The following is a 23,770-nucleotide window of genomic DNA, read 5'->3' as shown; positions in this document are numbered from 1 at the left end:
TTCGGCTCGGACCCGGGGTGGATTCCGATCAGACCCGAATGACCTGAGGGCCCTGCAGGGAGTATCGGTGCGCCTCGGACGCCGGGAGCAGTGTGCTCGTGACGATCGTTTCCAGGGCGGTGATCTCCGCGAAGCGGCAGAAACTGACCGCTCCGAACTTGGTGTGCACGCCCGCGAAGACCGTGCGCCGGGAGGCCCTGATCGCCTGGGCCTTGACCTCGCTGACCGCCGGGTCGGGGGTGGTGAGGCCGTGTTCGCGGGAGATGCCGTTGGCGCCGATGTATGCCAGGTCGATGACGAAGCCGGCGAGCATCTTCGTCGTCCAGTGGTCCACGGTCGCGAGCGTGCCGGGGCGGACCCGGCCGCCGAGCAGCAGGACGCTCGTGTTGTCCGCCTCGGCGAGCGCACCCGCCGTGGCCAGCGAGGCGGTGACCACGGTCAGCGGCCGGTCCCCGGGCAGTGCCTCGGCGATGAGCTGTGGAGTGAATCCCTCGTCGATGAAGACGGTCTCGGCGTCCCCGAGGAGCTCGGCCGCGGCGCTCGCGATCCGGCGCTTCTCGGGCACGTGACTGGTGGCGCGGAAGGCGAGCGTCGTCTCGAAGCCGGCGCTCTCCACGGGATAGGCGCCGCCGTGGGTGCGGCGTACCAGGCCGTGGTCCTCCAGGGCGCGCAGATCGCGCCGTACGGTCTCCTTGGCGACGCCCAGTTCGGCGGCGAGCGCGGTGACGTCGACCGAGCCTGTACGGCGGGCCGCCCGGACGATCTCCCGCTGACGTTCTTCCGCGGTCATGGCCGACACCTGCTTCCTGCGCTGCGTCCTGTACGGCTGCCCGTTCGGGCCCGATGGGGCTCGTTCGGGGCCTTGGAGGAAGTTCTACAGCGGGTGTGCGGCACTGACCAGGCCTGTTGCATGCCCGATGATGCCCGGCTGGGCCCGTTCGGCGGCGCGGGTGCCCGTGCCGGACCTGGGGCGGAGCGGGTGGGGAGGTGGGATCGGGCAGGGTTCGTGCCCGAACAGGGGAGCGGGCGGGCCCGTTCGGTGCCCGCCCGCTCTTCTTGTGCCCCTGCTGGGTGGTCAGTACGGCCAGATCGGCGGGTGCGTGGTGAAGTGGCCGCCCAGGTGGGCGTGGTCCGGGTTGTCCGGGTCGAGGTCACCCTGCTCGGCGATGAGCTTCTCGGCGTACGGCTCGGAGTCGTCCTGGGGCTCGTACCCCAGCGCCCTGGCCGTGGACAGGTCCCACCACAGGCGGGTGTTGGCGGACGAGCCGTAGACGACCGTGTGCCGTACGTCCTCGGCGGTCAGGGCCGCGTGGAAGAGGCGGGCGCCGTCCTCGGGGCTCATCCAGACGGAGAGCATGCGGATGCTGGTGGGCTGCGCGAAGCAGGAGCCGATGCGGACCGAGACCGTCTCCAGGCCGTGCTTGTCCCAGTACAACTGGGCCAGATCCTCACCGAAGGACTTGGAGAGGCCGTAGAAGGTGTCCGGGCGGCGCGGGGTGTCGATCGGGATCAAGGGGTCGTCGCCCTGCGGGCGCGGCGTGAAGCCCACGGCGTGGTTGGAGGAGGCGAAGACGATGCGTCGTACGCCCTCCTCCAGTGCCGCCTCGTACAGGTTGTACGTTCCCTCGATATTGGCCTTGAGGATCTTGTCGAACGAGGCTTCCAGGGAGATGCCCGCGAGGTGGATGATCGCGTCGACACCGCGTACCGCCTCGCGCAGCGCGGCCCGGTCGGCGAGGTCCGCGGTGATCGCGTCCGGTGCTCCCTCGATGGGGAGCAGGTCGAGGAGGCGCAGCTCATAGCCGTAGTCCGGCAGCAGTCCGCGCATCAGGGTGCCGAGTCCGCCGGCGGCGCCGGTGAGCAGAACGGTGCGGGGAGCGGGCATGCGGGTGTCTCCTCGTACGGGTCGATGTGCCGCGTCCAGCGGACGTATTCGTGTACAGGGTTCACATCTGTGGACACGCTAGGGAGCCGGGGCCTGCCGCGTCAAGTGTCGCGCAGAGGTGGTGAATTCGCTGCCGTGTTGCGGGTTTGTGTGCTTGACCGGCCCTTAGGTCGCGCTTTAGCGTGGGAGCGTTCAGAAATATAGACATGGATCAGAAACATGCACCGATGTCGTGTGCGTGAGCACCTGCTTTCGTGAGCATCTGCTTTAGGGAGAGTCCGTGACGTCAGCCCCCCTTGCCGCCCGGCTCAACATCCCCAGCGGGCCACTGTTTTTCCCCGTGACGGCGTACGGCCACGACGGCGCCCTCGATCTCGACGTCTACCGCGCGCACGTCCGGCGCGGGGTCGAGGCCGGTGCCGCCGCCGTGTTCGCCTGCTGCGGCACCGGGGAGTTCCACGCGCTCACCCCCGAGGAGTTCCAGGACTGTGTACGGGCGGCCGTGGCGGAGACGGCCGGTCGGGTGCCGGTCGTCGCGGGCGCGGGGTACGGCACGGCGCTCGCCGTACGGTTCGCGCGGCTCGCCGAGGAGGCCGGGGCCGACGGACTGCTCGCCATGCCGCCGTACTTGGTGGTCGCGGATCAGGAGGGGCTGCTGCGGCACTACCGGGAGCTCGCCGCCGCCACCTCGCTGGACGTCATCGTGTACCAGCGCGACAACGCCGTGTTCACGCCCGAGACCGTGGTCGAACTGGCTCGCACGGAGCGGATCATCGGCCTCAAGGACGGGCAGGGCGATCTGGAGCTGATGCAGCGGATCGTGAGCGCGGTGCGCAGCGAAGTGCCGGGAGAATTCCTGTACTTCAACGGGCTGCCGACCGCCGAACTGACGGGGCTCGCGTATCGGGGGATCGGGATCACACTGTACTCGTCCGCGGCCTTCTGCTTCGCGCCCGAGATCGCGTCGGCGTTCCACCGCGCGCTGAACGACGGGGACGACGCTGTCGTGAACCGGTTGCTGGACGGGTTCTACCGGCCGTTCGTGGATCTGCGCTCCCAGGGGCGCGGGTACGCCGTGTCGCTGGTCAAGGCGGGGGTTCGGATGCGGGGACTGGACGTGGGCGAGGTGCGGCCGCCGCTGCGCGAGCCGACCGAGGAGCACGTCAAGCAGCTCGCACAGCTGATCGAGCGTGGGTACGCGTTGCTGGAGTCGGCGGGAGCCGAAGGGGCGGGGGAGGGCGCGTGAAGGCGTCGGCATTCGTCTATCCGTGGGACGTCGTCGGGGATCCGGAGGCGGCCGAGTGGATCGCCGGGCTCGGCGTGCAGCAGGTGACGCTCGCGTCCGCGTACCACTCCACGCGCGCGTTGACGCCTCGTCACCCCCGGCACCGGATCGTGACGGCGTCGCACGCGGCCGTCCTGTACCCGGTGGACGACGCGCGGTGGGAGGGACGCGCACTGCGGCCGTACGCCGCCGGGGACTGGGCGCCCGGCGACGCGTACGGGGAGGCCGCCGCCGCGCTCGCCGAAGCCGGGCTGGACGTCCACACCTGGGTGGTCCTCGCGCACAACTCCCGGCTGGGGGCGGAACATCCGGCCACGTCCGTCGTCAACGCGTACGGGGACCGGTACGAGTGGGCGCCCTGCATCGCCCAGGCCGATACGCGGGCCTATCTGACCGACCTGGCGGTGGAGGCGGCGGTGCGCCCCGGGGCCCGGGGTGCGGAGCTGGAGTCACTCGGCTGGTACGGGGTTTCGCATCTGCACGCCCACGACAAGATCGGCGGGGTGGGGCTCGGGGACGCCGGGCAGTACCTGATGTCGTTGTGCTTCTGCGCGACCTGCCGGGACGGGTACGGGGGGTACGGGCTCGACGCGGACGACTTGGCCTCGGCCGTGCGGGAGGCATTGGAACCGGTGTGGCGGGGTGCGGCGCCCTCGGACGGCGGCTGGCCGGAGATCGAGAAGCTCCTCGGAAGCGAGGTCGCGGGCGCCACGCGCGCGTGGCGTGAGGGCGTGGCCCGTTCACTCCAGGAGACGACCGTCGCGGCGGTACGAGCGGCCGCGCCGGCCGGGTTCCAGGTGCTGCTGCACGCCGATCCCGTGTCCTACCACTGCGGCGCGAACGCCGGGGTCGATCCCGGGCACATTCTGTCCGTGGCGGACGGGGTGGTGGTGCCGTGTACGGGCGGGGCGGGGGTGCTGACGCCGTTCGCCTTCGCGGAGCGGGGGCGGGGTGCTGCCGGTGGTGGTTCTGGAGCTGTGCTGGCCGCCAACTTCACGGTCGTGTCGGGGATGGGGGGCAGCCCGGGCACACTGGCGGAGGACGTCGCTCGGGCGGCTTCCCTGGGGGCGACTGAACTGCGGCTGTATCACGCGGGGTTGGCTTCGGACGGGGATCTTGAGGTGGTGCGGGGGGTGTTGGCGGGGGTGGTGGGCTGATCGCCGTTCTCGTAGTGCGCGGCTCGCCTCGGTGACAAGGCCACGGGGCTTGGGCCGGGCGCCAGGGAGCGCGCCGTCGGTGCGGATGCCACGGGGTACGGCCTCCGGCCCGCCTGCCCCGCTTCGGCCTGAGCCCTTCTACCCGCCATGTGCGACGGATGACGTGTCCGAGTGACCTGGGCCGAACCCCATGCCGCGCAGGAGAGGTGCCGGCGTCATGAGGAGGGTCAGGCCCAGCAGGACCAGCAGCAGCCGATAGTCGACCAGTTCGACCAGACCCGCGCCGACGGCGAGGCCGAGGGCGTTCGGGGCGTATATGAGGGTGTTCGCGGTGGCGGTGGTGCGGCCGAGGAGCGGCGGCGGGGTTGCGCGCTGGACGGCGGTGTAGGCGGCGATCAGGACGCAGGGGAGGCCGACGCCGATCGCCGCGCTGCAGGTCAGGGCCACCGCGTCGGACGGGATCGCGCGGAGGGCGACCGCGACTGCCGTGAGGGCGATGCCGTACGCGGCGAAGCGGCGCTCGCCGAGGCGCCGTAGGAGGTGGCCCGAGGCCGGGCCGATCAGTACCGAGCCGGCGCCCTGGACGACGTAGAGGAGGCCGACGTACGTGGGGGAGTGGCCCAGCCCCTCGGCGACGGCGTAGATCGTGGCGCCGTTGAGGCCCGCGAACAGCATGGTCGTGCCGCCGGCCAGGACGAGCGGCCGGAGCCGCGGGTGGCGCCAGAGGTAGCGGGCGCCCTCGGCCGTCCGGGCCCGCCAGTCCGAGGTGTCCCGGGTGGGCGGGGCCTCGCGGACCCGCAGCAGCGCGCACATCCCGGCCGCCAGTGCGAACGTCGTGGCGTCGAGGAGCGCGACCCGTGCGCCGCCGTACGCCGCGTAGAGGCCCGCCCCGGCGAGCGGAGCCAGCAGCTTCATGCCCTCGTTGGCCGTCATGCGCAGGCCGTTGAAGTCCCCGAGGAGGGTCCTGTCGACCGCCGTGGCCACCAGGGCGGACTCGGCCGCGTCGTGGACGACGCCTACCGCGCCGTAGATCAGGAGCACGGTGAAGAGGATCCAGAGGCGGGCCGAGGTGTTCACGGTGCACAGGAGCGGCAGGAGCGCGGTCAGCATGAGGTTCGCGCCGATCAGGAGCGGTCGGCGGCGGGTGCGGTCCGCCAGGGTGCCCAGGAGGGGGCCGATCAGCGTGGGCGCCCAGAGGGCGAACGCGCACAGGGCCGCCAGGCCGTTCGAGCCCGTCAGGTCCTTGACCCAGATGCCCGACACCAGCCACATCGCCGACGTTCCGAAGCCGGAGACCATCACCGCGGCCAGGTACAACCCCGCGTTGCGGTCACGGAGGACGCGCGCCACTGTCCATGTCATGGCAGGTGATCGTGGTGCTAAGGCGGCGGTCCTGGGATCGGGCAAGTGCCTTAGACGGCGCGCCGCTGCTGGATCGGGTGATCGGGCTCAGCGGCCGCGACCCTGGCCGCAAGCCGTGACGAGACCGCGCGGGCGGAGGGAAACGAGGCCGATGCCGGGACCGGCGCCGGCCTCGTCGAGTTGCGTAGGCACATGAAACCGGCGCCACCAGGACGGGGTGTACGCCGGTCGGCATCGCGATCGTGAACGCGCGGAACACCTCGTGCTCGACGTCCCCGGACAGGGCCCGCGCCGTGAGTACTCCGTGAGTCGTCCCAACTTCTTTTGTCAGAAGCGTTGACGAAACACATGCGTGCTCCTACTTTCATCGCGTCGTACTTCGTACGTCATATATGAGACGCGATATGCGAGATCCCCTACGTGAGATCCGATCCGTGAGATCCGAGAGGCGCGCATGACCTCTGTGCCCATTCCGATCCCGTCCCGCACGCAGTTCGTGCTGGAGGGGATCAAACACCGCATCCTCACCGGGCAGTTGACCCCCGGACAGGCTCTCGTCGAGACCGAGCTCGCCGCGCAGTTCGGGGTGTCGAAGACGCCGGTGCGCGAGGCGCTCAAGACCCTGGCCGGTACCGGACTCGTCATGATGAGCCAGTACAAGGGTGTCACGGTGCGCATGGTGGACGCGGACATGGCGCGCGAGGTGTACGACGTGCGGTTGCTCCTCGAGCCGGAGGCGCTGCGCCGGTCCGTCCGGCGCGGGGCCTCGCTCACCGCCGCGCAGGACGCGCTGACCCGCGCCGACGATGCCTCCGACACCGCCGAACGCTCCCTGGCCAACCGGGAGTTCCACCGCGCGCTGTACATGCCCTGCGGCAATCCGCTGCTCGGCCGGATGCTCGACGAGGTCCGCGATCAGGCCGCTCTGGTGTCGGCCGTCGCCTGGGCCGCCGACCCGTCCTGGGAGCGGGAGGCGAGCGAGCACCGGGAGATTCTGCGCCTCGCCCTCGACGGTGATTCCGACGGCGCGGCCCGCGCGCTGCACGCCCACATCGCGTCGTTCGTGCAACGTGCCTTCCCCCAGCCCCGGGAAGAGGACCAGGAAGAGGATGGACAGTAATGACAGCGACGTACGAGACCCAGCGGGCGGCGCTCGCCGAGGTCGTGGCGATTCCCGTGACCCCCTTCGCGGAGGACGGGACGATCGACCGCGACACTCACCGGGCTTTGCTGCGTCGGCTGCTCGACGGTGGCGTCCGTACCCTGACCCCCAATGGCAACACCGGTGAGTTCTACGCCCTGACCCCCGAAGAGCGGCAGCTCGTCACGGAGTTGACGATCGACGAGGCGGGCGAGCGGGCCACCGTCCTGGTCGGGGTCGGACACGACGTGCCGACCGCCGTCGCGGCCGCACGGCACGCCCGTGGGCTCGGGGCACAGATGGTGATGGTCCATCAGCCCGTTCACCCGTACGTCTCGGAGGGCGGCTGGGTCGACTACCACCGGGCGATCGCCGAGTCCGTGCCCGAGCTGGGCGTCGTCCCGTACATCCGCAATCCGCTGCTTCCCGGCATGCGCCTCGCCGAGCTCGCCGACATCTGCCCGAACGTCGTCGGCGTGAAGTACGCGGTGCCGGACGCCGCCCGCTTCGCCGCCTTCGCCCGGGACGCGGGACTCGAACGGTTCGTGTGGGTCGCGGGGCTCGCCGAGCCGTACGCGCCCTCGTACTTCTCCGCGGGTGCCACCGGCTTCACCTCCGGGCTCGTGAACGTCGCCCCGTCCGTTTCGCTGAACATGATCGAAGCGCTTCGATCCGGCAACTTCCCGGCCGCCATGAAGGTCTGGGAGCAGATCCGCCGCTTCGAGGAGCTGCGCGCGGCCAACGCCTCCGCCAACAACGTCACCGTGGTCAAGGAAGCCCTCGCCTCGCTCGGCCTGTGCCGCCGCGAGGTACGGCCCCCGAGCAAAGAACTGCCCGAGTCCGAGCGCGCGGAAGTCGCCGCCATCGCCGCGGGGTGGTCCATATGAGCGCCCCTGAAGGACGTGAGCCGAAACGTCCGGAGGAACTCCGCAGCCACCAGTGGTACGGCACGGGCGGGCTGCGCTCCTTCAGCCACCGGGCCCGCACGCGCCAGCTCGGCTATCTGCCCGAGGAGCACCTGGGCAAGCCGGTCATCGCCATCCTGAACACCTGGTCCGACATCAACCCGTGTCATGTGCACCTGCGGGACCGCGCGCAGGCCGTGAAGCGGGGGGTGTGGCAGGCAGGGGGCTTTCCGCTGGAGTTCCCGGTCTCCACGCTCAGCGAGACCTTCCAGAAGCCGACCCCGATGCTGTATCGCAACCTGCTCGCCATGGAGACCGAGGAACTGCTCCGGTCGTACCCCGTGGACGGTGCCGTGCTGATGGGCGGGTGCGACAAGTCCACGCCCGCGCTGCTGATGGGCGCCGCCTCCGTCGACCTGCCGGCCGTGTTCGTGCCTGCCGGGCCCATGCTGCCCGGTCACTGGCGCAAGGAGGTCCTCGGCTCCGGCACCGACATGTGGAAGTACTGGGACGACAAGCGCGCCGGGCTCATCGGTGACTGCGAGATGACCGAACTGGAGAGCGGACTCGCCCGCTCGCCCGGTCACTGCATGACCATGGGTACGGCGTCCACGCTCACGGCCGCCGCCGAGGCGCTCGGGGTGACGGTTCCCGGCGCGTCCAGCATCCCCGCCGTCGACTCCGGCCATGACCGGATGGCGGCCGCGTCCGGCCTCAGGATCGTCGAACTCGTCCGTCAGGACCGGAAGTTGTCCGACATCCTCACCGAGGACGCCTTCGCGGACGCGGTGACGACGGTGCTCGGACTCGGCGGCTCCACCAACGCCGTGATCCATCTGATCGCCATGGCCGGACGGGTCGGCGTCACGCTCACGCTCGACGACTTCGACCGGATCGCGCGGACCGTGCCCGTGCTCGCCAACGTCCGGCCCGGCGGCGAGAAGTACCTCATGGAGGACTTCCACTTCGCCGGCGGTCTGCCCGGCTTCCTGTCGCGGATCACCGATCTGCTGCACCTGGACCGGCCGACGGTGTCGTACGACAGCATGCGCGAGCAGCTTGCGGGCGCCCTGGTGCACGACGACGACGTCATCCGGACCAGGGAGAACCCCGTCGCGGCCGAGGGCGGAGTCGCCGTCCTGCGCGGCAACCTCTGCCCCGACGGCGCGGTCATCAAGCACATCGCCGCCGAACCGCAGCTGCTCAAGCACACCGGGCCCGCGGTCGTCTTCGACGACTACAAGACCATGCAGCGGACCATCAACGACCCGTCCCTCGACATCACCGCGGACAGCGTGCTGGTGCTGCGGAACTCCGGACCCAAGGGCGGTCCGGGCATGCCCGAGTACGGGATGCTGCCGATCCCCGACCACCTGCTGAAGCAGGGTGTACGGGACATGGTGCGGATCTCCGACGCCCGTATGAGCGGGACGAGCTACGGCGCCTGTGTGCTGCACGTGGCGCCCGAGTCGTACGTCGGCGGACCGCTCGCCCTGGTGCGCAGCGGGGACACGATCACCCTCGACGTCGAGGAACGGTCGCTCCGACTCAACGTGGACGACGTGGAGCTGGAGCGGCGCAGGGCGGAGTGGACGGCGCCGCCCGAACGGTACGAGCGCGGCTACGGAGCGCTCTACAACGAGCAGATCACCCAGGCGGACACCGGCTGCGACTTCGCGTTTCTGGCCCGGCCGGGCAAGGTGCAGGACCCGTACGCGGGCTGACGGCACGTACGTACGCACGACCGCGCCCTACGTCGGCCGAGATTTCGAACACCGTATGCGAAGCGCTTCACCCATCTGTACCGAGCAAGCGCTTTCTGGAGCACCACAGCAAGCGTTCCACGGCACCCGCTAGAACGGAGAACTGTCATGGCCCAAGCCGCAGCCGTGGCGAAACAGCCCGCGCCACCCCGGCGGCGCCGTGGCTCGGCGACGCCCCGCAGGCTCCCGTATCTGCTGATCGCCCCCGCGGGGCTGCTGATGCTGGGCTTCATCGCCTACCCGGTCATCAGCGTCTTCTACTACAGCCTGCAGAACTACAACCCGACCAAGCCGTGGCGCAACGGCTTCGCGGGCTTCGACAACTTCGTGCACGCCTTCACCGACGACCCGCAGTTCTGGGACACGCTGACCTTCAGCGCCAAGTGGGTCGTCGTGGAAGTCGGGTTGCAGCTCCTCTTCGGGCTGGCGCTCGCACTCATCGTCAACCAGACCTTCGTCGGCAGGGCGGTCGGCCGCGCGCTGGTCTTCTCGCCGTGGGCCGTCTCCGGTGTGCTGACCTCCGCGATCTGGGTGCTGCTCTACAACTCCCAGACCGGCATCACCCGTTACCTCGCGGACGCGGGGATCGGGCAGTACGGCACCAGCTGGCTGTCGGACACCGCCACCGTCTTCCCGGCGGCCGTGGTCGCCGACCTGTGGCGCGGTGTCCCCTTCTTCGCGATCCTGATCCTCGCCGACCTCCAGTCCGTCTCCAAGGACCTGTACGAGGCCGCCGAGGTCGACGGCGCCAGCCGCTTCCAGCAGTTCCTGCACATCACGCTGCCGCACCTGAAGGACGCCATCATCCTGTCCACGCTGCTGCGCGCGGTGTGGGAGTTCAACAACGTCGACCTGCTCTACACCTTGACGGGCGGTGGTCCCGCGGGCGAGACCACGACACTCCCCCTCTACATCGCCAACACCAGCGTCGACGCGCACAACTTCGGCTATGCGTCCGCACTGACCACGGTCGCATTCGTGATTCTGCTGTTCTTCTCGATGGTCTATCTGCGACTGAGCAAGTTCGGAGGCGGGGACAAGTGATCACCGAGGACGCCACGATCAGCGCCCCGGCGGCGCCCGCCCCGATGGCCGACGAGCCCCGGCAGCGCCCGCGCAAGAAGCGCCGCGCCTGGGACGAGGTCCCGCGCTGGCACATCTACCTCCCGCTCGGCATCTATCTGCTCTTCACCCTGATCCCCTTCTACTGGATCCTGCTCTTCGCCCTGCGTCCGGCCGGCTCGACCTCGCTGGTGCCGTGGCCCATGACCTTCGAGCACTTCGACAAGGTGTGGACCGAGCGAAGCTTCGGGACCTACTTCCAGAACAGCGTGCTCATCGCCCTCGCCACGCTGGTGATGACCACCGTCGTCGCCCTCGCCGGCGGCTACGCCCTCGCCCGCTTCGACTTCAAGATCAAGCGCGGCTTCATGCTGGCGCTGCTCTGCTCGCAGTTCGTCCCGGGCGCGCTGCTCCTCGTCCCGCTCTTCCAGATCTTCGCCGAACTTCAGATGATCAACTCGTTGGGCAGCGTCATCATCGCCGAGACGGTCTTCCAGCTGCCGCTGTCGATGATCCTCATCAGCGGGTTCATCAGGAATGTCCCGTACTCCCTCGAAGAGGCCGCGTGGGTGGACGGCTGCAACCGCTTCACCGGTTTCCGGATCGTCGTACTCCCGCTGCTGCGGCCCGGGTTGATCGCTGTCGGTTCCTTCGCCTTCGTGCACGCCTGGAACCACTTCCTGTTCGCCCTGATGTTCCTCAGCGACCAGAGCAAGCAGACGATCCCCGTCGGCCTCAACACCCTGATGAGCTCCGACAGCGTCGACCTGGGCGCGCTCGCCGCCGGTGGCATCATCGCCGCGGTCCCCGTCGTCATCGTCTTCGCCTTCATCCAGAAGTGGCTGATCACCGGCTTCAGTGCAGGGGCGGTGAAGGGTTGAGAATCCATCGATTCGTGCCTGTGGTGGTCCTGGCGGGCCTGCTCACCGCACCGGGTGCGCACGCCGACGTCCGTGACATCAGCCGCGACACCCTCGCGGCCGACGACGGCTGGGCCGCCGCCGACGGCGGTACCACGGGCGGCGCCGCCGCCGACGACGCCCATGTGTTCACCGTACGCACCCGTGCCGAACTGGTCCGCGCCCTCGACGGCGGCAGCGCCACCCCGAAGATCATCAAGGTCGCCGGGACGATCGACGCCAACACCGACGACGCCGGCCGCCACCTGGACTGCGACGACTACGCGCGAGACGGCTACGACCTGAAGAAGTACCTCGCCGCGTACGACCCCCGCACCTGGGGCGCGGCGAAGCCGAGCGGCGCACAGGAGGAGGCCCGTTCGGCCTCCGCCGCCGCGCAGGCCGAGCGGATCGTGCTTCCCGTCGGATCGAACACCACGCTCGTCGGCCTCGGCTCCGGCGCCGTGCTCAAGGGCGCGAGCCTCCAGGTCAAGAACGCGGACAACGTCATCGTCCGCAACCTCGAACTCCGCGACGCCTACGACTGCTTCCCCGTCTGGCAGCCCAACACCGGCGGCCTGGGCGACTGGAAGACGGCGTACGACACCCTCTGGCTGAACGGCGCCACCCACGTCTGGGTCGACCACATCACGGCGAGCGACGAGGGCCACCCCGACGCGAAGGAGCCCACCTACTTCGCCCGCAACTACCTGCGCCACGACGGCCTGTTGGACATCACGAACGGCTCCGACCTGGTAACCGTCTCCTGGAGCCGGTTCGCCGGCCACGACAAGGCGATGCTCATCGGCAACAGCGACTCGGCCACCGGGGACCGAGGCAGACTTCGCGTCACCCTGCACCACAACGAGTTCGACTCCGTCGTCCAGCGCGCGCCGCGCGTCCGCTTCGGACAGGTGCACGTCTACAACAACCGGTACGTGGTCCCCGCCGACGCCGAGTACCGCTACTCGCTCGGTGTCTCCACCGAGTCGGCGCTCTACGCCGAGAACAACGCCTTCACCACCCCCGGCCACGTCGAGGCCGCCGACCTCGTGAAGAGCTGGAACGGCACCGCCCTGCACCAGACCGGGACGCTCTTCAACGGCTTCCCCGTCGATCTCCTGGCCATCTACAACGCGTACAACTCCGGCAGCGAGCGGGACCTGACGGCCGATGTCGGCTGGACACCCACGCTGCACGGGACCATCGACAGCGCCCGACAGGCCGACCGCGCCGTGGCGCGCGGCGCGGGCGCGGGGAGGATCCGATGAGCACCCGAGCACTGGACATGCCCCTGCCCGTCGTCCTCGCGGGCGCGCGAGGACACGGCCGCTGGCATCTGCAGAACATCCGCCGACTCCAGGACAAAGGGCTGGTGCGACTGGCGGGCATCTGCGAGCTGACGCCGCTCACGGACGAGGAACTCGACGGACTGGGGTCACCCGAACAGTCCGCCGACTTCGCCTCCCTCCTCGACTCCACGGGCGCCGCGATCGCCGTGATCTGCACGCCCATCCCGACCCACACCGACCTGGCGCTGATCGCCGCCGGCAAGGGCGTACATCTGCTGCTGGAGAAGCCGCCCGCGCCGTCGTACGCCGAGTTCCGGCGGATGGCCGACGGGGTCGCGGCAGCCGGGATCGTCTGTCAGATCGGCTTCCAGTCGCTCGGCTCGCACGCCGTGCCGGCGATCCGGGAGCTGATCGCGCAGGGCGTGGTCGGCACGGTGGCCGGGGTCGGCGGGGCCGGGGCCTGGGCGCGTGACGAGGCGTACTACCGGCGTGCGCCGTGGGCGGGCAGGCGCCGGCTGAACGGCGTGGACGTGGTCGACGGCGCGCTGACCAACCCCCTCGCGCACGCCGTCGCCACCGCCCTCGCGCTGGACGGTGCCACCCGGGCCGAGGACATCACCGCGATCGAGACCGAGCTGCTGCGCGCCAACGCCATCGAGTCCGACGACACCTCATGCGTCCGCGTCACCACCGCGCGCGGCCGCCGCGTCACCGTCGCCGCCACGCTCTGCGCCGAGCGGCCCGACGAGCCGTACGTCCTGGTGCACGGCAGCAGCGGCCGCATCACCTTCTGGTACAAGCAGGACCGCGTGCTCGTGCAGCGGTCCGGGCACGGTCCGCAGGAGATCGAGTACGGCCGCACGGACCTGCTGGAGAACCTGGTCGCGCATCTGACGGACGGCGCGGAACTGCTGGTCACGCCGGAGTCGACGGGCGCCTTCATGAAGGTCGTGGAAGCGATTCGACAAGCGCCCGACCCCCTTGCGCTGCCCGTCGAGGCCTGGGACCTGATCCCCGAGGAGAACCGCCGGGTCGTGCACGGCATCGACGGACTCGTCGCGGCCGCCGCCGACACCCTCGCCCTCTACTCCGAGCTGGGCGCCTCATGGGCGGTACCCGGTGAGGCACTCTCGAACGAGGTGAGCACCCGATGAACCAGACGATGAGCAATGACGCACTGGTCCTGCGTGTCGCGGGCCGCCCCGTCGGCCGCTACATCACCCGGCCCGAACTGCCGCCCCGGCTCTCGCCGCGTCCGTACGTCCATCCCGTCACCACGCTCGCCGGCACGGCTGTCACCGAGCTCAGCCCCGCCGACCACGCACACCACCTCGGCGTCGGTGTCGCCGTTCCCGACGTCGAGGGGCACAACTTCTGGGGCGGGCGCACCTATGTGCGTGACCAGGGGCCCACCGAGCTCGTCAACCACGGCGCGCAGCGGCACGCGGGTTTCCAGCTGCGCGACCCGGACGGCTTCGTGGAGGAGCTGCGCTGGGTGGCCGCGGGCGGCGAGCTGCTGCGCGAGCGCCGCACGGTCGCCGTGACCGAACTGACCGACACGGCATGGGTGTTGGACTTCACGTTCTCCCTCACCAACACCACAGACCACGGGCTCTCCATCGGCAGCCCCGCCACCAACGGGCGGCCCGGCGCGGCCTACGGCGGCTTCTTCTGGCGGGCCCGCAAGGAGGCCGAGGCGCCTCGTGTCTACACCGCCGACACCGAGGGAGAGGAGGCGGTGCACGGAACCCGCGCCGACTGGCTCGCCCTCGCGGGAGCCGACTGGACCCTGGTCTTCGCCGGGGCCACCGAGGCGACCCGCCGCGACCCCTGGTTCGTGCGCACCACCGAATACCCGGGCGTCGGCTCGTCCCTCGCGCACGACGAGCGGCTGCCGGTCGCGGCCGGCGAGACGGTCGTACGCCGTGTCGTCACCGTCGTCGCGGACGGCGGCCTCGACCGGGTCGAGGCCGCGGCCCTGGTCCGCAAGGCGGTGAGCCCGTGATCCCCTCCTCCGACCTCGGCGACGGCACCTACCGCAACCCCGTCCTCGACGCCGACTGGTCCGACCCCGACCTGCTCCGTGTGGGCGACGACTTCTACCTGACCGCCTCCAGCTTCGGCCGCGCCCCCGGCCTGCCGCTGCTGCACTCCCGCGACCTGGTCAACTGGACGCTCGTCGGCCACGCGCTGCAACGCCTGGAGCCCGCCCGCGAGTTCAGGAAGCCCCGGCACGACTGCGGGGTGTGGGCGCCGTCCCTGCGCCACCACGACGACCGCTTCTGGATCTTCTGGGGCGACCCCGACCACGGGATCTTCCAGGTCAACGCCCCCGAGATCAGAGGACCTTGGACCCGGCCGCACCTGGTCAAGGAGGGCAAGGGGCTCATCGACGCCTGCCCGCTGTGGGACGAGGAGAGCGGCGAGGCCTATCTGGTGCACGCCTGGGCCAAGTCCCGATCGGGCGTGAAGAACCGGCTCACCGGGCACCGTATGCGCCCCGACGGCACCGGGCTGCTCGACGAGGGCAAGGTCATCGTCGACGCCGACCGGATTCCCGGCTGGTTCACCCTCGAAGGGCCCAAGCTCTACCGGCACGACGGCTGGTTCTGGATCTTCGCGCCCGCCGGTGGAGTGGAGACCGGCTGGCAGGGCGCCTTCCGCTCGCGCGGCTTCTTCGGCCCGTACGAGGAGCGGATCGTCCTCGAGCAGGGCGAGACGGACGTGAACGGCCCGCATCAGGGGGGCTGGGTCCGCACGGCGGTCGGCGAGGACTGGTTCGCGCACTTCCAGCAGCGCGGCCCGTACGGGCGTGTCGTCCACCTCCAGCCGCTGCGCTGGGGCCCGGACGGCTGGCCGGTGCTCGGCGACGAGGGCGCCCCCGTCGCCGTACACGGGAAACCGAATCTGCCGCGCCAGCCGCTGTCGGCACCGGCCACCGACGACGACTTCCCCGGCGGCCGGTTCGGGCGGCAGTGGCAGTGGACCGCCAACCCGCAGGACGGCTGGGCCACCCAGCACTCCGGCGACGGGCTGCGACTGAGCTGCGTACGGACGGTGGACGCGCACGATCTGCGCAAGCTGCCGAACGTCCTCACCCAGCGGCTGCCCGGGATCGCCGCCACCGTCGAGGTGGAGTTGCGACTCGACAGCGCGGAGCCGGGTGCACGGGCGGGGCTCGCCGTCCTCGGGGACGCGTTCAGCTGGATCGGGCTCCAGCGTGAGACCGACGGCTCGGTGCGACTCGTGCACCGGTTCGCCGAGTCCGTCGCCGAGCAGGAGCGCGACGCGGCGCATCCGCAGGTGGCCCCCGACGGGCGGGCGCGGCTGTGGATCGAGACCGGCGCGGGAGCGCGCTGCCGCTTCTCCTACGACGTCGGGGGCGGCCGGCAGCCCTCGGGCCCCGTCTTCGCCGCCACCCCCTGGCGCTGGGTCGGCGCCCTGCTCGGACTCTTCGCGCTCGCGCCCGTCGGCGGGGGACACGCCGGCGCGGCCTCGTTCACGCAGTTCCGTATCACCGCAAACCCGGCCCGCTGAGGGGCCGTATCCACTCGTCCGCCTGTTGGGAGCCGCAATGACGCACCTCCATAGCAAGCGCTTGCCAGGACCGGGGTACGGGAGGGTCCTGGCCGCCGTCGTGGGCCTCGTCGCCGCCCTGTGCCTCGGAGCCGTGGGAGAGGCGAGGGCCGGGACCCCCGCGCCGAAGGAGTCCCGCTGGAGCGACCGGCCGCACGGCTTCGCCTCCCTCGCCGGAGGCACCACCGGCGGCGCGGGCGGCAAGGTCGTCACCGTCACCGACCCGGTCTCGCTGGCCCGGTACGCGGCGGCACCGGAGCCGTACGTCATCCGGGTCTCGGGGGCCATCGCCGTCGAGCCCTTCGGCTCCGACATCGTCGTGACCTCGAACAAGACGATCATCGGCGTCGGCGACACCGGCGAGATCGTCCACGGGGAGCTGCACCTGAACCCCGGTACGCACAACGTGATCATCCGCAATCTGACGATCCGGGACTCGTACGTCGAGGGCGACTGGGACGGCAAGACCCAGGACTTCGACGCGATCCAGATGGACACCGTCGACCACGTGTGGATCGACCACAACCGGCTCACGCACATGGGCGACGGGTTGCTCGACATCCGCAAGGACAGCCAGTACATCACCGTCTCCTACAACCAGTTCAGCAACCACAACAAGGCACTCGGCATCGGCTGGACGACCGACGTCAAGACGCAGATCACCATCGACCACAACTGGTTCAGCGGCACCAAACAGCGCAATCCGTCCGCCGACAACTGCGCCTACGCGCACCTCTACAACAACTATCTGTCGGCGCAGGTAGCGGATGGCGACCCGGTCTGGACGTACGGCAACTGGTCGCGCGGGCAGACCAAAATGGTCATCGAGAACAGCTACTACGACGGGGTCCAGCATCCCTATCAGGCCGATGCCACGGCCGAGTTGGTGCAGCGCGGGTCCATTCTGAAGGGCACGAGCGGGCGCCACGACGCGTGGGGTACGGCCTTCGACCCGCGCGACTTCTACGCCTACCGGCTGGATCCGGCCGCGGCCGTCCCGGCCCTGGTGACGCGCTACTCCGGGCCGCAGAAGCGGATCGGCGGCACCGTCGAGCCGCACGTACCCGCCGAGTACCCCACGGTCCAGGCCGCCGTGGACGCGGCCACGTACACCGTCGCCGACCACCTGGCTGGCACGGACGGTTGGGCGCCGCACGCCCAGCACCGCTGAGCGCCGTCGCTCGGCGGTCCACAGACCCCCACCACTTCACCACCTCGTTGAATCCAGAAGAAGAGAGCCGACCAATGAAGATCAGCATTCGCAGAAGCAGCACAGGCGGGCGCCGCATACCGGTCGCCGTCGCCCTGAGCGCCGTGCTCGCGCTGACCGCCACCGCCTGCGGTGACGACGGCAGCGGCGCGGGCGGTGACGCGGGCGAGGAGGGCAGCGGCAAGGGAGAGATCGTCTTCTGGGACAACAACGGCGGTGTGCGCACCGACATCTGGAAGGAGGTCATCGCCGACTTCGAGAAGGCGAACCCGGACATCCACGTGAAGTACGTCGGGGTCTCCTCCACCGAGGTGCAGTCCAAGTACGACACGGCCATCCAGGGCGGCGGGCTGCCGGACGTCGGCGGCGTCGGCGCGGCGATGCTCGCCGGGATCGCCGCCCAGGACGCGCTGGAGCCGCTGGAGGACCGCCTCGCCCAGTCCCCCCTGAGCGGCAAGCTCAACGAGAGCATGATCGAGTCGGTGAAGTCGGCCGGAGGCTCCGAGGAGCACATGTACTCGATCCCGACCTCCGCCAACAACGGTGTCCTCTACTACCGCACCGACCTGTTCAAGGCGGCGGGCCTTGAGGCGCCGACGACCTGGGACGCGTTCTACGAGGCCGCCGACAAGCTCACCGACGCGGGGGACAACAAGTTCGGCTATACGATCCGCGGCGGCGCCGGCTCCATCGCGCAGGCGCTGGACGCGGCCTACGGACAGTCCGGCATCACGTCCTTCTGGGACGCGAGCGGTGAGAAGACCACGCTCAACGACCCGAAGAACGTGGCGGCGCTGGAGAAGTACGCGGCCCTCTTCAAGAAGACCACTCCGTCGGCCGACCTCAACAACGACTTCACCAAGATGGTCGCCCAGTGGGACTCCGGCACCATCGGCATGCTCAACCACAACCTGGGCTCCTACCAGGACCACGTGAAGGCGCTGAGCACGGAGAAGTTCCGCGGCATTCCGCAGCCCACGGGCCCCGGCGGCAAGCGCGTGCAGGTGTCCAACCCGGTCGACGGCCTCGGCCTGTTCAAGAGCTCCAAGAACAAGGAGGCCGCCTGGAAGTTCATCGAGTTCGCGTCCTCGCACGCCGAGAGCTCCAAGTTCAACGAGTCGGCGGGCCAGATCCCGGCCAACAACGAGGCCGCCAAGGACGAGTGGATCAGCAAGGCCGAGCCGACCAAGCTCGCGGCCGGGGCCCTCACCGACGGCTCCACCACGATCGTCCAGCTGCCGTACTACCTGCCGGACTGGAACACCCTCTCCAAGACCGACAACGAGCCGAACTTCCAGAAGGTCCTGCTCGGCGACATGAGCGCGAAGGACTTCCTGGACACGATGGCCGAGCAGCTCAACACGGCGCAGGAGGAGTGGAAGCAGCAGCAGTAGCTCCGCGGGATTGGCTGTCATTCGGCTGCGGGCCCGCTGTGGCTGGTCGCGCCCACGCGGCGGAGCCGCATATGTGAGAGCCCCGCGCCCCTGACAACGGGGCGCGGGGGACCATCCCCTCTTCTGAAAGGCACACCGTCGTGTCATTAAGTCGCAGACAGGTCACCTCGGCGGCGCTTGCCGCCGTCCCGCTCGCTGTCGCCGCGTCGGCACCCGCGTTCGCGGCGCCCGCCCCCGGAAAGCACCGCACCCTCTACATCGCCGGTGACTCCACCGCCGCCCAGAAGTACGCCGACGCCGCGCCCGAGACGGGCTGGGGGATGGCACTCCCGTTCTTCTTCCGGGGGGACCTGAAGGTCTCCAACCACGCGCTGAACGGCCGCAGTTCGAAGAGCTTCATCGACGAGGGGCACCTCGACGTCATCTTCGAGGCGATCCGGCCCGGTGACTTCCTCCTCATCCAGTTCGCCCACAACGACGAGAAGTCCGCCGACCCGACGCGCTACACCGAGCCCTGGACGACGTACCAGGACCATCTGCGGCAGTACGTCGACGGGGCGCGGGCCCGGGGCGCGCGGCCGGTGCTGGCCACCGCCGTGGAGCGCAGAAAGTTCGACGTGGACGGCAACGCCGTGGCGACCCACGGCGACTACCCGGCGGCGATGCGCGCCCTGGCCGAGGACGGGCTCGTCGCGCTGCTCGACGTCCAGGCCCTGTCGCTCGCGCTGTGGCAGAAGCTCGGCGTCGAGGAGACCAAGGCGTACTTCAACTGGACAGCGACCGAGCAGGACAACACGCACTTCAATCCGCCGGGTGCGATCGCCGTGGCCCGGCTCGTCGTGGCCGAGCTGCTGCACCGGAGGGTGCTAGCGCCCCGGGATGTGCGCCGGCTCGACGAGGACGTCCCGGAGTCCTGGATCACCTGGCCGGACGCCACCGCGTAACCCCCGTTCCGCGCTTTCGCACTTCCCCGCTTCCGCAGAAGGAGAGCCGCACAGTGAACACACACATATGGCATGGGCATGCCATGGCAAAGGTGGGGGTGCTGATCGGGTGCACCGCGCTCGTGCTCGCCGTCACCGGTACCACCGCTCAGGCGCAGCCCCGCGACCCCGGCCGCCAGACGCTCGCCGCCGGTGACGGCTGGGCCTCCGACGGCACGGGCACCACCGGCGGTGCGGCCGCCGACGCCGCGCACGTCTACACCGTCACCACCTGGGCCGAGTTCAAGGCCGCGCTGGAGGACGGCGGCACCGCGCCGAAGATCATCCGGGTCAAGGGCACGATCGACGCGGTCGCCGAGGGCTGCGACTCCCTCGCGGCGCCCGGCTACGACTTCGACGCCTACCTGGCCACGTACTCCCCGGAGAGCTGGGGCCTGGACACGGACCTCAGCGCCGAGCCGGACGACAGCCCCGAGGGGCTGCGCCGGGTCTCCGCCGCCCACCAGTCCACGTCCATCAAGGCGAACGTCCCCGCCAACACCACCATCATCGGCGTCGGCAAGAACGCCGGGTTCAAGGGCGCCAGCCTCCAGATCACCCGCGTCGACAACGTCATCGTCCGCAATCTCACCTTCGAGAGCCCTGTGGACTGCTTCCCCCAGTGGGACCCCACCGACGGCTCCACCGGCAACTGGAACTCCGAGTACGACACCGCCGTCGTCTACGGCTCCACCCATGTCTGGCTGGACCACAACACGTTCACCGACGGCGCCCACCCCGACAGCGCGGCGCCGACCTACTTCGGCATGCTCTACCAGCAGCACGACGGCGAGCTGGACATCGTCCGGGGCGCCGACTACGTCACCGCCTCCTGGAACGTCTTCACCGAGCACGACAAGACGATCCTGATCGGCAACAGCGACAGCGAGTCGACGGCCGTGGGGGACCGGGGGCACCTGAAGGTCACCTTCCACCACAACCTGTTCTCGGGCCTCGTCGAGCGCGCACCCCGGGTCCGCTTCGGCCAGGTCGACTCCTACAACAACCACTTCGTGGCCGACGACACGTACGCCTACAGCTTCGGCATCGGCAAGGAGTCCCAACTCGTCGCCGAGCACAACGCGTTCACGCTGCCGGACGGGATCAGCGCCGCGAAGGTCCTGAAGAAGTGGAACGAAGCGCCGGTCACCGCCGCCGACAACTACGTCAACGGGGCGCCGACGGACCTGATCGCCGTCCACAACGCGGGAATTCCCGCGGAGACGCTGCAGTCCGGGGCAGGATGGACGCCGACGCTGCGGACGAAGGTCGACTCGCCGAAGGCCGTGCCGCGGATCGTCGATCGCGGCGCCGGCGCCGGAAAGATCTGCTGACCCGCCTCCGGCCCGCTTCCTGGTCGGGCCGGAGCGGTTCCGCACCCGCCCGTCACCCACGGGCACGCCGCTCCGGCCCCTGGGGCCTGTCCGGCGGATCATGCCGCAGACGCGGGGCTTGGCACGCCCATCTGCGGCGTTGTCGTCGGTCAACGACTCCCCCACTCTCGACTTCGCTCGAGCGGGGGGACCCCCATCGCGTCGCCTCCCTCCTCCGCCTTGCAGCTGCACGCACCAAACCCCGCTCACCGGCACCTACGAGGTGCCGGTGCTTCCCTGCAACCTGATCCGCCGGACAGGCCCCAGCCCCGAGGCTCTTGAGCCGCCGTACAGCGAAGGAGCATCGCCATGCTCTCCCGCACCACCACGCCCAACCGCAGAACTTTCCTGATCGCGAGCGCCGGAGCCGCCCTCGCGCTCGGGCTCTCCGCGACTTCCCCCGCCCACGCCGGCGCGCGCAGGCCCTTCGGGCGCTACGGTTCGCCCTCGGCCCGCCTCAACGAGCGGACCCTGTACGTCCATCCCGACGGCCTCGGCGACCACACCACCGTCCAGGCAGCCGTGACCGCGGCGAGCGGCAGTGGATACACGCTGGTCATCGCCCCGGGGGCGTATCGCGAGACGGTCGCCGTCAGCGTCGCCCGCACCGAGATGACCTGGATCGGCGCCTCCGAGAACCCGCGTGACGTCGTCATCGTGTACGACAACGCCAACGGCACCCCGAAACCCGGCGGCGGCACCTACGGCACCACCGGGTCGGCCACCACGACCGTGCAGGCCGACGGCTTCACCGCCCGCTGGATCACCTTCGCCAACGACTTCCTGCGCGCCGACCACCCCGAGATCACCGGCACCCAGGCCGTCGCCATCAAGGTCCAGGGCGACCGTTCGGCCTTCGTGGAGTGCCGGTTCCTCGGCCACCAGGACACGCTGTACGCCGACACGACGGCGCTCGGCACGTTCGCCCGCCAGTACTACCGCGACTGCTATGTGGAGGGTGACGTCGACTTCGTCTTCGGCCGGGCCACGGCCGTGTACGAGCGCTGCCACTTCCGCACCATGAACCGCACCGACCTGGCCGGGGCCCCGTACGGCTTCGTCTTCGCGCCGTCCACCGCCGGCGCCAATCCGCGTGGCTACCTGGTCACCCACGGCCGGATCAGCAGCGAGGCCCCGGACGCGTACTACAAACTGGCCCGCCCCTGGGTGCCCAGCTCGGACCTCACCGCCCGGCCGATGCTCACCGTCCGCGACACCCGCCTCGCCGCAGGGATCGACGCGGTGGCGCCCTACACCAACATGTCGGACAGCTACCCGTGGCAGGCCCAGCGCTTCGCCGAGTACCGCAACACCGGGCCGGGGGCTGCGATCAGCGTCGCGGAGAACAGGCCCCAACTCACCGACGCCGACGCCCGGTCGGCCACCCGCGAGGCCTATCTCGGGGACTGGACTCCGTGGAAGGGGTGCTGAGATGCGCCGACGCGCCTTTCTCACGGCAGGGGCAGCGGGCGTCGCACTGACGGCTCTCGGTGCGACGCCCGCCTTCGCCGGCGGACGCCGGGTGACGCACGTCCGCCCCGGCGACTCCGTACAGGCCGCCGTGGACGCGGTGACCGGCCCCGGCCGGACGATCGTCGTGCACCCGGGCACGTACCGCGAAGTCGTCAACATCCCGGCGGACAAGGAAGACCTGACCCTGCGCGGCGCCACCCGCGACCCGCGCGACGCGGTCATCGTCCACGACCGTGCCAACGGCACGCAGAAGCCGGACGGTTCCGGGACGTACGGCACCGCGGGCTCCGCCACCTTCACCTCGGCGGCGCCCGGGCTGACCGTCCACGGGCTGACGCTCGCCAACGACTGGCTGCGCGCGGACCACCCGGAGATCACCGGGACGCAGGCGGTGGCGGCGTACATCACCGGAGACCGCTCGCACTTCTCGCGGGTACGGCTGCTGGCGCACCAGGACACCCTGTTCGCGGACACGACGGCGCTCACCGCCTTCGACCGCCAGTACTACCGCGACTGCTACATCGAGGGCGACGTCGACTTCGTCTTCGGCCGGGCCACGGCCGTCTTCGAACGCTGCCACTTCCACACCCTCGACCGGGACGTCACCTTCAAGCCCGAGGGGATGGTCTTCGCGCCGGCCACGGCCCGCGCGAATCCATACGGCTTCCTGGCGATCCGGAGCCGGGTCACCTCCGGTGCCGAGAACGGGGCGTACAAGATCGCGCGGCCGTGGGTGCCGTCGTACGAGACGACGGCCTGGCCGTCGCTGGTCGTACGGGAGACGGAGCTGGGTCCCGGCATCGACGCGGTGACGCCGTACATCAACATGCGGGAGGCCTATCCCTGGCAGACCATGCGCTTTCGCGAGTACCGCAACTCGGGCCCCGGCGCGGAGATCACCGTGCCGGAGAACCGTCCCCAACTCACGGATGCGGAGGCCGAGTCGCACACCCGTGCCACCTACCTCGGCGACTGGTGTCCGTGACGCCCCACCGGTAGCTCCCCGAACC

At 70.2% G+C, this 23,770-nt stretch carries 20 protein-coding genes; 17 read left to right on the top strand and 3 right to left on the bottom strand.

Translation table 11 applies throughout. The features are described from left to right. Window positions 1-28: 28 nt before the first annotated feature. Together AB0D57_RS22875 and AB0D57_RS22870 are read right to left on the bottom strand one after the other, a co-directional pair. A complete protein-coding gene (locus AB0D57_RS22875; protein WP_362075828.1) occupies window positions 29-799 on the bottom strand; it encodes a DeoR/GlpR family DNA-binding transcription regulator in 771 nt (256 codons plus the stop codon). A gap of 276 nt (window positions 800-1,075) precedes the next feature. Next, complete coding sequence (locus AB0D57_RS22870; RefSeq protein ID WP_362075825.1) at window positions 1,076-1,885, bottom strand: NAD(P)-dependent oxidoreductase; 810 nt, start codon at window positions 1,883-1,885, stop codon at window positions 1,076-1,078. 280 nt (window positions 1,886-2,165) lie between these two features. On the opposite strand from AB0D57_RS22870, the gene AB0D57_RS22865 reads away from it, so the two are divergent. Together AB0D57_RS22865 and AB0D57_RS22860 are read left to right on the top strand one after the other, a co-directional pair. Next, on the top strand, window positions 2,166-3,131 hold the full coding sequence (locus AB0D57_RS22865) for a 5-dehydro-4-deoxyglucarate dehydratase (protein WP_362075822.1): 966 nt from the start codon (window positions 2,166-2,168) through the stop codon (window positions 3,129-3,131). Beyond that, on the top strand, window positions 3,128-4,327 hold the full coding sequence (locus AB0D57_RS22860; protein ID WP_362075819.1) for a hypothetical protein: 1,200 nt from the start codon (window positions 3,128-3,130) through the stop codon (window positions 4,325-4,327). The genes AB0D57_RS22865 and AB0D57_RS22860 overlap by 4 nt, the downstream gene beginning before the upstream one ends. A 138-nt stretch (window positions 4,328-4,465) precedes the next feature. Here AB0D57_RS22860 and AB0D57_RS22855 read toward each other — a convergent pair whose 3' ends face one another. Beyond that, window positions 4,466-5,689: an MFS transporter gene (locus AB0D57_RS22855; RefSeq protein ID WP_362075816.1), complete on the bottom strand. Its 1,224-nt coding sequence runs from the start codon at window positions 5,687-5,689 to the stop codon at window positions 4,466-4,468. Window positions 5,690-6,143: 454 nt separating this feature from the next. Here AB0D57_RS22855 and AB0D57_RS22850 point away from each other — a divergent pair, with 454 nt between their 5' ends. From AB0D57_RS22850 to AB0D57_RS22780, 15 genes are all read left to right on the top strand, one after another. After that, window positions 6,144-6,809: a GntR family transcriptional regulator gene (locus tag AB0D57_RS22850; RefSeq protein WP_362075813.1), complete on the top strand. Its 666-nt coding sequence runs from the start codon at window positions 6,144-6,146 to the stop codon at window positions 6,807-6,809. Then, a complete protein-coding gene (locus AB0D57_RS22845; RefSeq protein WP_362075810.1) occupies window positions 6,809-7,717 on the top strand; it encodes a dihydrodipicolinate synthase family protein in 909 nt (302 codons plus the stop codon). The genes AB0D57_RS22850 and AB0D57_RS22845 overlap by 1 nt, the downstream gene beginning before the upstream one ends. Beyond that, a complete protein-coding gene (gene araD / locus AB0D57_RS22840; RefSeq protein WP_362075807.1) occupies window positions 7,714-9,459 on the top strand; it encodes an L-arabinonate dehydratase in 1,746 nt (581 codons plus the stop codon). Before AB0D57_RS22845 ends, araD begins: the two co-directional genes overlap by 4 nt. 147 nt (window positions 9,460-9,606) lie before the next feature. Then, on the top strand, window positions 9,607-10,542 hold the full coding sequence (locus AB0D57_RS22835) for a sugar ABC transporter permease (RefSeq protein WP_362075804.1): 936 nt from the start codon (window positions 9,607-9,609) through the stop codon (window positions 10,540-10,542). Then, window positions 10,539-11,441, top strand: a complete 903-nt coding sequence (locus tag AB0D57_RS22830) for a carbohydrate ABC transporter permease (protein ID WP_362075801.1) — start codon at window positions 10,539-10,541, stop codon at window positions 11,439-11,441. Before AB0D57_RS22835 ends, AB0D57_RS22830 begins: the two co-directional genes overlap by 4 nt. A gap of 20 nt (window positions 11,442-11,461) precedes the next feature. Further along, complete coding sequence (locus AB0D57_RS22825; RefSeq protein ID WP_362075885.1) at window positions 11,462-12,730, top strand: pectate lyase; 1,269 nt, start codon at window positions 11,462-11,464, stop codon at window positions 12,728-12,730. Next, a complete protein-coding gene (locus tag AB0D57_RS22820) occupies window positions 12,727-13,905 on the top strand; it encodes a Gfo/Idh/MocA family oxidoreductase (RefSeq protein ID WP_362075798.1) in 1,179 nt (392 codons plus the stop codon). Before AB0D57_RS22825 ends, AB0D57_RS22820 begins: the two co-directional genes overlap by 4 nt. Next, a complete protein-coding gene (locus AB0D57_RS22815) occupies window positions 13,902-14,756 on the top strand; it encodes a PmoA family protein (RefSeq protein ID WP_362075795.1) in 855 nt (284 codons plus the stop codon). Before AB0D57_RS22820 ends, AB0D57_RS22815 begins: the two co-directional genes overlap by 4 nt. Beyond that, window positions 14,753-16,288, top strand: coding sequence for a family 43 glycosylhydrolase (locus tag AB0D57_RS22810; RefSeq protein WP_362075792.1), 1,536 nt, complete (start codon window positions 14,753-14,755; stop codon window positions 16,286-16,288). The genes AB0D57_RS22815 and AB0D57_RS22810 overlap by 4 nt, the downstream gene beginning before the upstream one ends. 37 nt (window positions 16,289-16,325) lie before the next feature. Next, window positions 16,326-17,498, top strand: coding sequence for a pectin esterase (locus tag AB0D57_RS22805; protein ID WP_362075789.1), 1,173 nt, complete (start codon window positions 16,326-16,328; stop codon window positions 17,496-17,498). Between the two features lie 74 nt (window positions 17,499-17,572). Continuing rightward, entirely contained in the window at window positions 17,573-18,931 is a 1,359-nt protein-coding gene (locus tag AB0D57_RS22800; protein WP_362075786.1) for a sugar ABC transporter substrate-binding protein, read from the top strand. 140 nt (window positions 18,932-19,071) lie between these two features. Beyond that, a complete protein-coding gene (locus AB0D57_RS22795; RefSeq protein ID WP_362075784.1) occupies window positions 19,072-19,875 on the top strand; it encodes a rhamnogalacturonan acetylesterase in 804 nt (267 codons plus the stop codon). Between the two features lie 53 nt (window positions 19,876-19,928). Further along, window positions 19,929-21,248 carry a pectate lyase gene (locus AB0D57_RS22790; protein WP_362075782.1) on the top strand — a complete coding sequence of 440 codons (1,320 nt, stop codon included), beginning with the start codon at window positions 19,929-19,931 and terminating at the stop codon, window positions 21,246-21,248. Between the two features lie 348 nt (window positions 21,249-21,596). Further along, window positions 21,597-22,718, top strand: coding sequence for a pectinesterase family protein (locus AB0D57_RS22785; protein WP_362075779.1), 1,122 nt, complete (start codon window positions 21,597-21,599; stop codon window positions 22,716-22,718). Between the two features lies 1 nt (window position 22,719). Next, complete coding sequence (locus AB0D57_RS22780) at window positions 22,720-23,745, top strand: pectinesterase family protein (RefSeq protein ID WP_362075777.1); 1,026 nt, start codon at window positions 22,720-22,722, stop codon at window positions 23,743-23,745. Window positions 23,746-23,770: the final 25 nt, after the last annotated feature.

Origin of the sequence: Streptomyces sp. NPDC048275 (genome assembly GCF_040652275.1) — a bacterium.
In the GTDB taxonomy this organism is placed as follows: domain Bacteria; phylum Actinomycetota; class Actinomycetes; order Streptomycetales; family Streptomycetaceae; genus Streptomyces.
This window is presented reverse-complemented; position numbering and strand designations above follow the sequence as displayed.